The organism is Pseudonocardia sp. HH130629-09 (assembly GCF_001294645.1).
Lineage (GTDB): Bacteria > Actinomycetota > Actinomycetes > Mycobacteriales > Pseudonocardiaceae > Pseudonocardia.
The window spans coordinates 87,679-101,802 of the sequence record NZ_CP011869.1 but is presented as its reverse complement, the minus strand read 5'-3'; the positions used below and the strand labels follow the sequence as shown (position 1 = coordinate 101,802).

Below are 14,124 nucleotides of genomic sequence, written 5' to 3'. Positions count from 1 at the left end.
AGCGGCGCCACGACAATCGAACATCTGGGCTGAGTGCATACCCTGAAATGCGCTAGGGCCCGTCCCTCCCGCGAAGAGGAACGGGCCCAACGTAACGGGGTTCGGAGCGCCAACTCCTACACCCAGCCTCTCCCAGAAGGGAGGCGCAACGCTTGCCTGCGCGCTCTCATAGTAGCGCGCGTCCCGAAGTTCGCACAGCACCATCTCGCTGTGCGTCCCGCGAGTCGAACCCCAACCCGGGCCTTCGACTCCTCATGCAGCCAGTTCTGCCTCTTCCGGCAGGGCTGCCGGCGTCCTGGCCGACCCATCCGGGGATCGAACTCCCCCGGATGTGCGTCAGCTGCCGACGTCGGTCGGGAACCGCGCGCAACACTCCACTCAGGTCGTTCGTATGCGCACCGTGCTGGTTCGCCTGCGGTGGCGACGTCTCCGCTGCCGAGCTCACTGCCTCCCTCGAGGCCGACGTCGCGTCGGCCGACGAGCTGCTGTCCGCCGCTGCGACGCTGCTCCCCCGCACCGCGCTGGACTGGTATCGCGCCTTGCTGGGCTCGTCCTGGTATCAGCAGGTCCGTCGCGACGCCGCTGAGCGGTTGCGCGGGCTGCTGGCCGAGCTCGCCCGCCGCGCCGACTGGAACGACCACACCAGCTGGCCCACCTGGGAGCGCCTGCAGGAGGCCAGCGGGTGGCGCCGCAGCAGCACCGCTCGCTGGCTCGCCGAACTGCAGCGCCATGGCTGGCTGCTGCGCGTCGAGGGCGGCACCACCCCTCAGTTCCGTCCACTCGCGCTGCAGCATCTCGCCGGCAACCGGGCCGCGGTCTACCAGCTAAGAGTGCCCGCCGCTGAGGCGGCCGAGCAGGCCATCCCGACCGTGCCGGACCCACGTGCCCAGAGCAGTGAGCACGAAGTGCCAGAGACCCACACAGGCACAACTTGGACCCCAACACCAACACTTAAAGATCCTTCTAAGACTTCTACAGGGGTTCCTACGCGCGCGAGGACACAAATCCACAATCCACAGGTCAGCCCACGTTTTCGTGACCAGTACGGCCCTAACGGGCCGGGACAAGAGGAGCAGCACGCCGGCCACTTCGCCCGACGGGTCCCGGTCACCGGAGCCGAGATGCTCGCCGCGGCCGCGGAGCTGCGCACCGACCCCGCACTGCGCCGGCTGACCCCGCGCTGGATCCGTTCCATCGCTCGCCCCTGGTGGGAAGCAGGCTGGACCAACAACGACCTGCTCTACGCCCTCGAGCACCGGCCCCGCCAGGACGGCCCCGCCACTCCGGCCCACCGCTGCCCAGCCGGTCAACTGCGCAGGCCCGACGGCTGGCTGCGCCATCGCCTGAGCTGGTGGCGCGACGCGCGCGGCCCGCTGGTCTCACCCACTGTCGACTCCCGCCAGCGCCGCTCGGCGGCCCTCGTCCGCGGCCATGCCGCGGCCGAACGACTGCCCTACGGCGCCACCGACCTGAGCCCCACCGATCTGCAGATCAGCAGCTACGACCACCGCGCCGCCCGCTCTGCCATCGTCCGTCAGTGGGCCGCCGAGTTCACCGCCCGCCGCAACGCTGCCCGCCCCGCCGCCGAAGTCGCCACGGTCGAAACCAGCAAGCGCTACTACCGCCGGATCAGCCGCGCACTCGACGAAGGGCGCACTCGCCGCGCAGCCACCCCCCCGCCGCTCGATCCGGCGGATGGTCACGGGAGCGTGCCTACCTCAAGCGCCTCGAACGACACCAGCTCACCGCGCAACGACGAATGCAATGCCCTCGATGAAGGTCGGACCGCCCACGAGCGTGCGCTCGCGCGGGCACGGGCTGAACGCGCCTCCCGGCCTCTCCCCCGAGCTCACCGGAGGCTCCGATGACCGCCATGCCCTCGCGTTATGACAGGAGTGGCGAAGCACCCTCATCGCCACCGTGTCCACCGCGGCGAACGCGGCCTACTACGCCGAGATCGTCGGCGAGAAGGCGCCGACGGCGGCGACGTCGACGACGCGGTGGACCGCGCCCAGGCCGCGGTCTACGAGGTCACCGAGCGCACCACCACCGAGGACTACACGGTCCTGGAGGAGCTCCTCCAGCCCACCATGGACGAGATCGACGCGATCGCCTCCCGGGGCGGCCAGTCCACGGGTGTGCCGACCGGCTTCGCCGACCTCGACCAGGTCACCAACGGTCTGCACCCGGGCCAGATGGTCGTCGTCGCGGCCCGGCCGGGTCTGGGCAAGTCGACCCTGGGTCTGGACTTCGCCCGCTCCTGCTCCATCAAGAACGGCATGACCAGCGCCTTCTTCTCGCTGGAGATGAGCAAGTCCGAGATCGTCATGCGTCTGCTGTCGGCGGAGGCCCGGATCCGGCTGGCCGACATGCGCGCCGGCCGGATGTCGGACGAGGACTGGACGCGGATGGCGCGGCGGATGTCGGAGATCTCCGAGGCGCCGCTCTACATCGACGACTCGCCGAACCTGACGCTCATGGAGATCCGGGCCAAGGCGCGGCGGATGAAGCAGCGCTACGACCTGAAGCTGATCATCCTGGACTACCTGCAGCTGATGACCTCGGGCCGCAAGGTCGAGTCACGTCAGCAGGAGGTCTCGGAGTTCTCCCGGCAGATCAAGCTGCTGGCCAAGGAGCTCGAGGTCCCGGTGGTGGCGATGAGCCAGCTGAACCGTGGTCCCGAGCAGCGCACCGACAAGCGGCCGATGCTGTCGGACCTGCGTGAGTCCGGCTCGATCGAGCAGGACGCGGACATGGTGGTGCTGCTGCACCGTCCCGACGCGTTCGAGCAGGACGACCCGCGTGCCGGTGAGGCCGACCTGATCCTGGCCAAGCACCGTAACGGCCCGACCACGACGATCACCGTCGCCCACCAGCTGCACTACAGCCGGTTCTCCGACCTAGCCCACGGCTGAAGTCGGACTGACGGCGATAACCGGGTTATCGGCTCACCACGAACGGCGCCGGCCGATAACCCGGTTATCGACTCAGCCTCGGAGCGCGACCAGCGCGTCGATCAGCGCGTCCAGTGCATCATCGTCGAGCTGCCGACGAAGGCGGCGCGCCATCTTGCTGACGTCCACAACAGCATCTCGATCGTGCTGCTCTGTCGCCGGCGCAGGAGACGGCGAGGCGTTCCCCGGCTGATCCTGGACCGCGGCGCCGGCGGATGAGGCGCCCTCCCCCGCGGATGACCCGCGGCGCAGGGACTCCAGCTTCTCTGCCTGTTCTTCTGGTGGAGCGGAGGCTACGGTGCGAGCTTCCTTCACCGACAGCTCGCCGATGCGGAGCTTCTCCTGCAGCTCAGGGGTGAGCTTGAGCAGCGACAGTCGCTGCGAAACCCACGCCTGAGTCTTCGCTACTCGCTTCGCCGCAGTGCGCTGCGAACCATGCCGCTCCACGAGACCTTGAAGCTCGCGGGCCTCCAGCAGTGGAGGAAGGTCCTGACGGTGGATGTTCTCCACCAGCGTGGCCTCAGCCAGCATCGGGTCTGCTCCCCCGAGCCGGTCCTCGACCGAGGCGACCAAGTAAGTCAGCTCCGCCAAACGGGCGCCCGCGAGCCGGCGGTTCCCGATGAGGACCACCCACGCCGCGGCTCCGAGCTGATCCGCATCCTCCGGGTAGTGAGCGAGGTAGACATCCCGAGCGACCACAGTCGCTGGTTGCAGCTGCCCGTGCTCCCGAAGGCTGTCGGCGAGCTCCTGGATCGCAGGGTCGTCGTACCCGTAGCGAGGGTTGCGTGGATTGTGAGCCAGGTCGGACAGCGGGATACGGCGTAGGGACGCGCTGGAGTCCGTCGTTGCCTGGAGCGAGGCCTGCGCGGCGAAGACATCGGAGCCGAACGACACCCGCCCGCGCTTGCGCTTCTTCGTCGGCGACCCGGCTGTTGAGTCCGCGCTGCTCGCGGCCACCTCGCTCATCGGGTGCGCCCGTAGCCGAGTTCGAGCGCCAGCCGCAGGATGTCCTGCTGGGCCTCCAAAGCCACACGGCTCTTGGCGTACTGGGTACAGACGACACCCTCTGCTGCCGCCCGACTGTGGATCTTGTAACGACGAATGACCGAGTTCGCGAGCGGCCAGTTCTTCTTACGGGCAAAGGTCAGCGTGTCGTCGAGGTCGACCCGGCCGTCGCGTGGATCCCAGAGATTCACGACCACGGTGTAGGGGACCCCCAGAGGCTCGATGACCTGGGTGATCGTCGTGTCGGCCGGCACGAAGGTGAGCGGCTCTGTCGTGATCGGAACGATCGCGTCGTCGGCACTCTTCAAGACCGTCCGGAGAATGTGCTCATTCTCCAGACTGCCCGGGGTGTCAACGAACACGTGCGAGAAGTCAGCGTCTCGCAACCTCTCCAGATCACTGGGGCTGTCGGTCTCGGTGTAGGCGAACGGGATGTCGTCGCCAACCCGGCTTGCCCACCAATCCATGGATCGCTGCGGGTCAGTGCCCACGACCAGGACGGACGGATCGTCACCCCCGAGCACCTGGTCGACGACAGCAGCGAGGTTGACGGTGATCGTGGTTTTGCCGACGCCGCCCTTCTGGCAGCACACAGCATGAACTCTGGCCAAGATGGCCACCTCTCCGTGGACTTCACGGCCCGGAGTTGGGACGCTACTTCGGATAAGTCAGACCAGATGATGCCAGCTGCGCGTCCGCACTTCGAGGTCATCCCCCGGCGTGTGCGGCACCACGTCAGGCCGCGCGATAACCCGGTTATCGCGGTCATCGCGCTGACGGCTCGGGGGCTGGATCCTGTCGACCTCCCTGCTGCAAGGCCGAGCCCCGGGGGAGTACCTGGGGCCTGAGGTCGCCGGCGAAGACTCTCGCCGTCGACGAGCCGCCAGAGTCCGTCGAGTCGGCGACCACCCATCGATGCCGCGGAGGGGAAGCTCGGAGCGATAACCCGGTTATCACTCACGCAGCGACGGTGAACTCAGTCATCTCGCTGGAACACGCCCTGCGCGACCAGCCACTTCCGCCAGTAATCGACCCGATCTGGGTCGGCTACGAACTCATCCGGCCAGCCGTCGGTCGCAATCTGCCGCAGAACATCACGCACTCGGCTGCGACCAACGCGGGCGCGTGAGGAGACCTTCCGCAGATGCGGGTCCACGACGGCGTTCATCGCGCGTGCGGTGTCATCCAGGGTGAAGTGCACCGGCCGGTAGGCGACCAGGACCTCATGTCCGTGCTCGTCTGGCCTGGCGACCAGCGCACTCTCGCGCACGTCTCCTCCGCTCGCCTCGGTCCGGTACCGAGAACTGTACCGATAGCGGTGCCGTGACTGAGCGCCTTCGGTGAGCGTGTCTTCGCGGAGGGGGCTACTACGCGTCCAAGCCGCCAGGCGAGCCTGCCGTCGAGGGTGTCCCCGCCGGTACGGCAGACGCGTCACACCTGCCTCCTTGGGCCGGATCAACCCAGCCGGACCAGCACATCTCTGACGTCGGCCCCAGCCATGGGCCCGAAGGGGAGCCTTCGGTGCGGGGGACCGAGGCATCATCAGTTGACGAGGCGGTGTCGCCCGCTGCCGCGAGGTGTGACCGCGGTGTCCAGGAGTAGCTATCCCGGCCCCGCGCGCCCGGCGTGGCATTGCGGTTGCGGCCTCGTCGGCGAGGGATCCGTTCGAGTCCCTACGGAAGGTCTCTGACCAGCTGAAACAGTCTCAATTGCGGGATCGCCGCGCGGGCCTGATCTCCGAGGGGGGTGCTGCTACCAGTTCCAGACCCAATGCGCGCCTGACCAGCGACTACGCAACATCCAGCGGCAGCAGGGGAGCGTCGGCAACGACGCCTCAGCCAACCCCACTGGGAGTGAACTATGCCCGCTATGCGGCTTTCGCGGCGTCTGTGGGCGCTGCCGCTCGGTGACCTGTGGAGTATGTGCTGGTCAGCGCCGGGGCGGCGAGCTGCTCCAGTGCGTATCAGGCGGGGGAGTCGAGTACCGCCCCCTCCGGTGCTCCAGAGCCCCGTTTGGCGATCCGCCGCGGGTCGGAGGACGCTCGACGGCCCGGAAGGCGTCGAGGATGTGGCCACGTTCTTGTCGGCGCGGAAGCCTCGGAGCTGGTGGCAGGGCGACCGAGCGCGTGGCTGCCAGACGGTCATCCTCGCGCGTACGCGTGCGTCGGGTGGGCGTCACTCCGCCCCGGCCGGGTCAACTTCCAGAGGGATGTTTCCGGTTCGACCAGGACAGCTGTTGTCGTCGCCCACGGGACCTCGGCGCCGGGCTGCGGGGCGAACTGTGGGAGCAGGTGTCGGCCCTGGAGGTCTCGAAAGGCCCGGCGCCCAACCCGTCGAACCTCGCGGACCGCAACTCCCAGAGGCGAGCTCGGCGCAGCCCGTTGAGCCCCGTGAGTCCCGATGCCCGGCCTGGAGTGCGGGACCCGCCCCGGCTGCCCTCCACCGCGCTCTGGCGAGGGCCTGAGCCCGGTGGCAACGAGCGCCGGAAGCGCCTGTGCTCGTGCTCGGTGCGACTCAGAAGCCGAGGGGGCGGAGAGCGTGCGCGTCGTCGCTGACGCCGTGGGCGCGCGGTGCGGATCGCGCGACCGGTGCGGGCTCTCGGGCTCTCCAGGCTGACGAGCTGCACGAGGCCGGGAGCAGGCCGTCGAGCACCGAGTTGATCGCCCCTCGGCGGAATGCGGCCAGACACGGTCGCTGTCGACGTCGCCGACGAGCGGCTCGCGCGGCGGCGTCGAGTCCCCTCGCAAGCATGCACGCCGAGCGCCGAGCCGCTCCCCAAGGCCTCAGGAAATTTCCGCGCCGCCTCCAGTTGTGGTGGCGGGCCCGAACAACGCGACGCACGCGTGCGCGTGCGAGGCCAGAAATTTCCCCGGTCAAGTCCGCTGGCGTGGTGTGTGACGACGACCGCGTGATCTTCTTGTTCGGTCAGGCGCTGAGTGAACCGTCCCGGCTTTACTGCCGGTGGTTTGGTGGCCAGTGATCATCTGGCCGATGGTTCTGTGTCAGCGTAGTGGGCTGCCTCGAACTCGGTGGGGCTGATCATGCCCAGACTTGAGTGCAGTCGGCGGTTGTTGTACCACTCGACCCAGCTGGCGGTGGCGTACTCGACGTCGGCGATCGTGCGGTAGGGGCCGTCGTGGAAGACTCGGGTGCGGATGCATTCGGCCTTGTAGAGGCCGTTGATGGTCTCCATCAGGGCGTTGTCGTAGGCGTCGCCGACGCTGCCGACCGAGGGCCGTATGCCCTCGAGGTGCAGGTGCTCGGTGAACCGCAGACTCGTATATTGCGACCCGGCATCGGAATGGCAGATCAGCTGGTCCCGGGCCACGGCTTTGCCCTCGTGGGCACGTCGCCACAGCGCCATCCGTAACGGCACGTCCACCAGCTCGACGTCACGAGTGAGCGCGGCGTGCCAGCCCACGATCTTCTGCGAGAAGCAGTCCACGATGAACGCCACGTAGGTGAACGACTGATACGTGCGCACGTAGGTGAAGTCGGTGACCCACTTGCTGTCGGGTGCTGAGGCGGTGAAGTTGCGGTCGAGCAGATCAGCGGCCCGCTGGGCGGTCGAGTCCGGGATGGTCGTGCGCGGCCGTTTCCCGCGGACCACTCCGGCCAGCCCCACCGAGCGCATCGCCCGGTCGACCGCTCCGAACCCAGCCTCGGGCAGCACCGTTCGACGGATCAGGGCCAGCATCTTGCGACGCCCATAAAGTCCCTCTGGGGCCAGCACCGGTTCGCCGGCGCGGTTGGTGGTGAACGCCGCCGCACGGACGGCGTCTTCGACCAGGGCGTCGGTGACGGTCCGGGCCGCGACCCGGCCGGCGGCGCCGTTCCTGGTGCCGGTCCGAGCGCACCAGGCCCGCAAGGTTCGTGCCGCGATCGTGAGCCCCAGGGTGTTGAGGGCAGCAAGGATCGACTCGACGGCATGACCAGCAGCCCGCATCTGATCGACGAACGCGACGATCAGCGGTTTCGGGGGTCGAGCTCCCCCACGAAGAAAATCGTCGCCGACTTGAGGACCTCGTTGACCTCGCGCAGGCGCTTGTTCTCCGCCCGCAACCGCCGCAGCTCCTCGCGGTCATCGCTGGTCACGCCCGCTACGACGCCGGTGTCGACGTCGTGCTGGGACACCCAGCGACGCACGGACTCACGCGACACCCCGAGTGACTCAGCGACCTGGACATGCACGGCACGCTCGGTCGAGTACGCCGAACGATGCTCGGTCACCAGACGCACAGCCTGGCTCCGAACCGCTGGGTCGATCTTCTTGGGCACGACACCCATCCTCTCAGCCTGCTCACAACGGAGCGGCAGAGAAGCCGGGACGGTTCAGTTCACCTTGCGGCACGGTCAAGTCTCGGATCGAGACATGTCGAGACAGCGAGTGAGATGGCCAGAACGCCACGAACGGGCCCGTTCGTCCTGGTCAGCCTTGGCTCGCATTCCTACGCTGCTGATCAGGCGCCAGACCGCCACTCGACTCGCAGTACAAGTGCCCGATGGCCGGCGTGGTTCCGCATCTACGGATTCTCTGTGGGCCGTGCTGCTCGTCACTCTTCTTGTGATCTGCTCGCCGCGCGCATCGTGAAACTGATTCTGCATGGTGGGCCCATCTTCCGAGTGAACGAATCGGCGGGTCGATGCGCGGTGTGACCGCGGTGGACAGTCGTTCCGTCCGAGGGGGACCGCGTTCTCCTGAGCGACTGGATCGTCGATCGGAGAGCTGAGGAGACGCGCCCCCGCTGTGAACGGCCAGGTGCCGAGCTCCGACGTCGGCGACAGACGTCGACGCCAGGCGGCGACGGCCGGCGGGTTCTCGGGGGACGTCACGTGACGGTCACCTCGAGACGTGCCAGGCCACGCAGCCCGTTGTTGATCATCGGACGGGAGGACACGACCTCGAACCGGTGAACCCGGTCGGCCAGCTGCTCCAGCAGTGCGCCCATCTCCAGCCGGGCGAGGTGCATGCCCACGCAGACGTGCTCACCGCGGCCGAACGCGAGGTGGTCCGAGGGGCATCGGGTGATGTCGAAGCGCGTGGGGTCGGGGTACTGCCGGTGGTCGCGGTTCGCCGAGCCGTAGAGCAGGGCGACCCGCGCCCCCGCGGGGAGGACGACCCCGCCGATCTCGTGTTCCTCGGTCAGGACACGGGAGAACTGGGGGACCGGTGTCTCCAGGCGCAGCGACTCGTTGATCGCGTGGGGGATCCACGACCGGTCCACGCGCAGCAGGTCCCACTGGTCCGGGTTGTCGGCGAAGAGCCGGACCAGGTTCGTGATGGCCAGGATGGTTGTGTCCAGGCTCGGGGTGACGTAGTCGAGCATCATCACCGGACACTTGTCGTGCGGCATCTCGCCGCGGTCGGCGGCCTCGTACAGGTGCGCGGCCCACCCCTGCGGGTCCAGGCGACCGGGCACCGCTTCCTCGGTGGCGAAGGCCATGAACTCCTCGACCGACGGCGATGATCCCGCCAAGCACCAGCTGTTTCGTATCGTTTCGTTAATACAAAACTAAATACAGAACGATTGACATAACGATACGAAACAACTAGGGTCGGTGACGTGAGCGAGCAGCCCTCCCCCGGCGAGCCGGCCGACCGCAGCGGCGACACCGCGGCGACGTCACCGGTCGATCCGGCTCCCGGCGCGCCGTCGGACGGCACCGGGTCGGCGAGCACTGCGTCGGCGGGCACCGGGCCGGTCGGGGCCGGCGAGACCACGTCGACCGGGAGTGCGTCGCCCGGGACCGACGGTCCGGCGTGGCGGACACGCGCGACGCCGGAGTTGGAGCCGTGCCAGTTCCCGGGCTGCGCGAACACGATGGAGTACGCCGGGTCCGGGCGGCGGCCGAAGTACTGCTACCAGGTCGTGGGCGGGGTGATGCACGACCGGGTCAACGCCAAGCGGATCGCCGACGGCGGTGTCCCGGCGCGCCGTCGCGGTGAGCCCGACGTCGCCCTCGCCCGTCCGATCGCCCGCGCGGAGCAGACCGTCGCCGAGCAGGTCACCGCGCTGATCTCCCGCCTGGAGGTGAGCGGTCAGGAGCTGCGTTCCGCGCTGGGCACCCTGGCCGATCCCGACGCGGTCGCCGCGGAGATCGCCGCTGTCCGGCGCGCCGCGCGCGCTGAGGTCGACCAGGCCCAGGCCGCGACCGACGAGGCCCGCGCCCAGGCCCGCGCCGACCGCGATGCTGCCGAGGCCGCGCGACGCTCGGCAGCCGAGTCCGACGACGACGCCGCCGCCGCGCTCGCCGAGCGCGATGCAGCCGAGCTCGCCCGCGCCGAGGCCGTCGCCGCCCGCGAGGCCGCCGAGGCCCAGCTCGCGGCGACCCGGGCCGAGCTGGAGCAGCAGGTCGCCGACCTGACCGCCGAGCGCGACGCGGCACGGGCCGAGAGCGAGCGGGTCACCACCGAGCTGACCGTCCAGCTGGCCGGGGTGCGCGCGGAGCTGGAGACCGCCGTCGCCGCGCGCGACACCGCGGCGGCCGCGCGCGACACCGCCGCGGCGGAGACCGAGCGGGTCACCGCGCAGCTGGCCGCGCTGACCCGTGAGCACACCCGCACTGAGACCCAGCTCGCCGAGGTCCAGACCCGCGTCGAGCAGCTGGCCACCGAACGCGACACCACGGCCGCGGATCTGGCGGCGACCCGCCGCGACCGCGACCGCGCCGAGACCGACCGCGCCCGCCTGGCCGACGAGCTGCACGAGACCCGGGAGCAGGCCGCCGAACACCGTGCCGGCCGGGCGGCGGCGGAGAGCAGCCTGGCTGCGCTGCGCGAGCAGCTCGTCCACGACGTCGACCGCGAACGCGCCTACGGCGAGCAGCGGCTCGCCGACGCCGAGAACCGCCATGCCGCCCAGCTCGCCGACCTGCGCACCGAGCTGGCCCGAGCACGACGTCGGTCCGCCGGCCGGGCGGCGCAGCAGGACCTCGACCCCACCGACAGCCCCGGCGACGCGGACGTCGACGTCGTCGACAACGTCGACCTCGCCGTCGACGGGAGCGGCGAAGCTGCGGCTGCGGGACCGTCGCGCCCTGCCGGTGCACGACGAGCCAGGCCCCGCGCCGCGCAACGACGCCCCGGCCCCACCGCGAAGCCCGCGCCCGGCGACTCCTCCGACGCCTCAGGAGACCTCCCGTGAACGCCTTCTCCCCCAGCCCGTCCCCGCGCCCGCAGCACCCCGGAGCACAGGCCCCCAGGGCGCTGGACTCCAGCTCGGCGGCGCGCCCGGTGATGGCCTCCCCCGCGCGCCCCGGCCGTGAGCAGTCCCTGTGCTGCGACCAGTGCGGCCAGGCCCCGGCCGACCCCCTGCAGCAGATCCTGATGAGCGCAGTCTGGCTCGTCCCCGGCCCCACCGGCCCGACCACCGCTCGCTACTGCCGCGCCTGCCCACCCGCCGGCCCGATCACCGACCTGACCTGCCTGCGCTGCGGCGACGGCCCACTACTGGTCGGCGACCTCGCCGCCGACCCCGACGACGCCGACGACGCACTCCCCGCGGCCGCGCAGCAGTGGCTCACCGCCGCGGGGTGGCGCCTCGACGGGCCGGTGTGCCCCGACTGCCGTCCCCGGCTCTGACCGAACCCCCACCTGCGTGGCTGATGGTCACGCCGACGGAGAGGACACGAACGGCCATGCACTCTGACCCCGACAGCCCGCCGCCGCCTGGCCACGGGCGCGCCGTCACCTGCCCGGCCTCCTCCTCCGACCCGCTGGCAGAAGCGATCGAAGTGCTGTTCACCGCGCGCCACCAGCTCACCCCGGGAGCGCTGCGTTCGCTGGCCGACATCTGGAGCTGCGGCTCCGCCGCCCGCTACAACGCACCCCACGAGCGGTTCTGGGAGCTGGACCCCGACTTCTTCACCAAGCACGACACCGCGTCCTGCGAAGCCGAGAACGCCGTACGCGACGAGATCGAGATCGCCGTCCGCAACGCCGAGAGCTACTGGGTCCCCGTCGCGCGGATCCCCAGTGACGGGAAGACCCCGCTGGAGGCGATCCGGATCAACGCGTCCGAGGTGGACCAGCCGGTCGGCACCGAGCTCCGGGTGTCGCTGATCCGCGACTTCGACGGGGAGGACCTGGAACTGCACACGGTCACAGTGCAGGCCCAGTAGTCCGTCACGATGTGATGCACCCTGACTTGCCGCTGACCCGCCGGCGCCGACCACGACCCACATCGCGGCGAGTGGAACTCACCGCCCGCCTCACCAGGACCCCTGATGCCGTCTGGCCCGGTCAAGGGACCGTTTGGCGACAGAGGCTAGCGGCTGAGCGTGACGTGCGCACCGACCGCGGCAGTCTCGACGAGCTCGCCTGCTCACTGATCACTCACGGACTGATCACCCCCCTCACCGTCGTGCCGAGCGAGGAGTCCGGTCGCTACGTGATCAACGCTGGGCACCGGCGCCGCGTTGGACTGCGCCGGGCCGCGGAGCTGCTGCGCACGACCCCGGAGGAATTCGGGCACGACCACGACAGCGCCGAGGCCCGCGCTGTCGAGCTGCTCGGACAGGTCCCGTGCTGGGTCCGCCCCGACCTCGCCGCGCAGTGGTTCTACCTCGGCCGGATGGCGGTCAGGGTCGCGACGTGACCGGCGGGGTGTGATGGGCGAGCCGGAGCGGCTGGTCGTCGGGGCTGCGGACACCTACGGCCGGTACGGGGTCCTCGACCGTGACGCCGGCGCCGGGCGGGTGCTGTGTCACGAGTGCGGCCGGTGGTGGCTGCATCTGGGCACCCACCTGGCCAGGGCGCATGGGATCCGGGCGGCGGACTACCGGGCCGCGCACGGTCTGTCGTCGGGGACCGCGTTGGTCGGGGGCGGGGTCCGGGACAAGTTGTCGGTGTCGTCGTCGCGTCCTGAGCGGCTCGCGCACCTGCAGACGGTCGGCGATCCCGACCGGGCCCGGGCGGGGATGACCGAGAGCGGGCAGCGGGCCCCGGAGCTGGTCGCCGGGCGCAGCGCCCGTGCTCGCGCCCGGCGCCGTGACCCGTCACCGGAGCAGGTCGCGGAGCTGCGCGGGGTCAGCGACGTCGGTGAGTGGGCCCGGCGGGCGTGGGTCCTGATCGAGCGCGACGGGGTGTCCGCGCAGGGCATCGCCCGCGTGCTGGGCATCGCGAAGGCCACGGTCGATGCACGGCTGCGCCGCTATCCCCGCCCGGCCCGGTAGCCGAGGACGGGCCTGACGTGCCCGGGAACGGTGTTCAGCCTGGCGGCATCCGGGTTGCGGGCTAGGGCGTGTCTCCCAATGCGCGGAGCCAGGTGACGATTGCCTTCAGGACGGCGCCGCCGCGGAAGGTCAGGGCGAGCTTGTCGTAACGGGTGGCCAGCCCGCGCCACTGCTTGACGTGGCAGAACCCGCGCTCGACGACGTTGCGGTTTCGGTAGTCGACCGGATCGAATGTGGGCGGTCGCCGCGTGAGCCCCGTCGTTTGCGGTGTCCCTGCTGGTCAGAGGGCTCCGGAATGACAGCGATGATCCGGCGCTCGCGCAGGTGCCGGTGGATCGCGCGTGAGGAGTAGGCCTTGTCCGCGCGCACGCGTTCGGGCCGGGTCCGGGGTCGTCCCGGGCCCGGTCGGGCGATGCTCAGGTGCGCCATCAGGTGCGGAAACATTGGCGAGTCGCCGCCCTGGCCGGGGCCGAGGAGGACCACCAGCGGGCGGCCGTGCCCGTCAACGAGCTGGTGGATCTTCGTCGACAGCCCTCCGCGGGACCGTCCCAGCGCGTGATCTGCTGGTTCGGCGAGCAGATTCGTGTAGTTCGATCCGGCCCCCTGTGTCGCGCTTGAGGGTCGCGGCGTGCTGGTGGGCACGGATGATCGTGGAGTCCACGCTGACCGCCCACCCGAGCACCTCGGCGGCGTCGGCCTCGACCAGAAGAGCAGCCAGGATGTGGTCCCAGGTGCCGTCGCCGCTGTAGCGGCGGTGCCGCTTCCACAACGTCTGCCACGGCCCGAACTCGGCTGGGACGTCGCGCCAGGGAAGCCCGCACCGATACCGGTAGATGATCCCCTCGAGCACCCGGCGGTCATCGCGGAACGGGCGCCCGCGACGACCCTCGGAGGAGGGCAACAGCGGCGCCAGACGGGCCCACTGGGCATCAGTCAGGACAGCGGTGCGCGGCACCGATCAAGCATCGCGCACCCCGGTCCGCCTATCTGGG

At 70.1% G+C, this 14,124-nt stretch carries 11 protein-coding genes and 2 pseudogenes; 7 read left to right on the top strand and 6 right to left on the bottom strand.

What is annotated here, in order from left to right; all coding sequences use genetic code 11:
- Positions 1–254 precede the first annotated feature (254 nt).
- Together XF36_RS28745 and dnaB are read left to right on the top strand one after the other, a co-directional pair.
- Positions 255–1,868: a helix-turn-helix domain-containing protein gene (locus XF36_RS28745; protein ID WP_145981691.1), complete on the top strand. Its 1,614-nt coding sequence runs from the start codon at positions 255–257 to the stop codon at positions 1,866–1,868.
- Between the two features lie 37 nt (positions 1,869–1,905).
- A pseudogene (dnaB, locus tag XF36_RS28740) lies at positions 1,906–2,915 on the top strand (replicative DNA helicase); the annotation flags it as partial.
- 72 nt (positions 2,916–2,987) lie between these two features.
- Here the strand turns inward: dnaB and XF36_RS28735 are convergent.
- The 5 genes from XF36_RS28735 to XF36_RS28710 form a co-directional block, all read right to left on the bottom strand.
- Entirely contained in the window at positions 2,988–3,920 is a 933-nt protein-coding gene (locus XF36_RS28735; RefSeq protein WP_082375949.1) for a ParB/RepB/Spo0J family partition protein, read from the bottom strand.
- Positions 3,917–4,579, bottom strand: a complete 663-nt coding sequence (locus XF36_RS28730) for a ParA family protein (RefSeq protein WP_349675581.1) — start codon at positions 4,577–4,579, stop codon at positions 3,917–3,919. Before XF36_RS28730 ends, XF36_RS28735 begins: the two co-directional genes overlap by 4 nt.
- Before the next feature lie 356 nt (positions 4,580–4,935).
- Positions 4,936–5,229 carry a hypothetical protein gene (locus XF36_RS28725; RefSeq protein WP_060715108.1) on the bottom strand — a complete coding sequence of 98 codons (294 nt, stop codon included), beginning with the start codon at positions 5,227–5,229 and terminating at the stop codon, positions 4,936–4,938.
- Between the two features lie 1,709 nt (positions 5,230–6,938).
- Positions 6,939–8,236, bottom strand: a protein-coding gene (locus XF36_RS28720) for an IS3 family transposase (RefSeq protein WP_145981349.1) whose coding sequence is annotated in 2 segments (ribosomal slippage) — positions 6,939–7,963 and positions 7,963–8,236 — 1,299 coding nt in all. Because the reading frame shifts where the segments join, the coding sequence is not laid out codon by codon here.
- Between the two features lie 551 nt (positions 8,237–8,787).
- Positions 8,788–9,402 (bottom strand): cytochrome P450, encoded by a 615-nt coding sequence (locus XF36_RS28710; RefSeq protein ID WP_238589397.1) that lies wholly within the window; start codon positions 9,400–9,402, stop codon positions 8,788–8,790.
- A gap of 120 nt (positions 9,403–9,522) precedes the next feature.
- Between XF36_RS28710 and XF36_RS28705 the strand changes: the two genes are divergently transcribed.
- The 5 genes from XF36_RS28705 to XF36_RS28685 all read left to right on the top strand — a co-directional run bounded on the left by XF36_RS28705 (position 9,523) and on the right by XF36_RS28685 (position 13,132).
- Positions 9,523–11,103 carry a hypothetical protein gene (locus tag XF36_RS28705; protein WP_060715107.1) on the top strand — a complete coding sequence of 527 codons (1,581 nt, stop codon included), beginning with the start codon at positions 9,523–9,525 and terminating at the stop codon, positions 11,101–11,103.
- Complete coding sequence (locus XF36_RS28700; protein WP_145981690.1) at positions 11,100–11,540, top strand: hypothetical protein; 441 nt, start codon at positions 11,100–11,102, stop codon at positions 11,538–11,540. The genes XF36_RS28705 and XF36_RS28700 overlap by 4 nt, the downstream gene beginning before the upstream one ends.
- A 56-nt stretch (positions 11,541–11,596) precedes the next feature.
- Complete coding sequence (locus XF36_RS28695; RefSeq protein WP_145981689.1) at positions 11,597–12,079, top strand: hypothetical protein; 483 nt, start codon at positions 11,597–11,599, stop codon at positions 12,077–12,079.
- A gap of 164 nt (positions 12,080–12,243) precedes the next feature.
- A complete protein-coding gene (locus tag XF36_RS28690) occupies positions 12,244–12,555 on the top strand; it encodes a ParB N-terminal domain-containing protein (RefSeq protein ID WP_060715104.1) in 312 nt (103 codons plus the stop codon).
- 13 nt (positions 12,556–12,568) lie between these two features.
- Positions 12,569–13,132 carry a hypothetical protein gene (locus tag XF36_RS28685; RefSeq protein WP_060715103.1) on the top strand — a complete coding sequence of 188 codons (564 nt, stop codon included), beginning with the start codon at positions 12,569–12,571 and terminating at the stop codon, positions 13,130–13,132.
- A gap of 61 nt (positions 13,133–13,193) precedes the next feature.
- Here XF36_RS28685 and XF36_RS31015 read toward each other — a convergent pair.
- Positions 13,194–14,087 (bottom strand): annotated as a pseudogene (locus tag XF36_RS31015) (IS5 family transposase).
- Positions 14,088–14,124: the final 37 nt, after the last annotated feature.

Coding starts and splice junctions, on each gene's coding strand:
- XF36_RS28735 (WP_082375949.1), bottom strand. CDS start 3,920: ATGAGCGAGGTGGCCGCGAGCAGCGCGGACTCAACAGCCGGGTCGCCG.
- XF36_RS28710 (WP_238589397.1), bottom strand. CDS start 9,402: ATGGCCTTCGCCACCGAGGAAGCGGTGCCCGGTCGCCTGGACCCGCAG.
- XF36_RS28745 (WP_145981691.1), top strand. CDS start 255: ATGCAGCCAGTTCTGCCTCTTCCGGCAGGGCTGCCGGCGTCCTGGCCG.
- XF36_RS28685 (WP_060715103.1), top strand. CDS start 12,569: ATGGGCGAGCCGGAGCGGCTGGTCGTCGGGGCTGCGGACACCTACGGC.
- XF36_RS28695 (WP_145981689.1), top strand. CDS start 11,597: ATGCACTCTGACCCCGACAGCCCGCCGCCGCCTGGCCACGGGCGCGCC.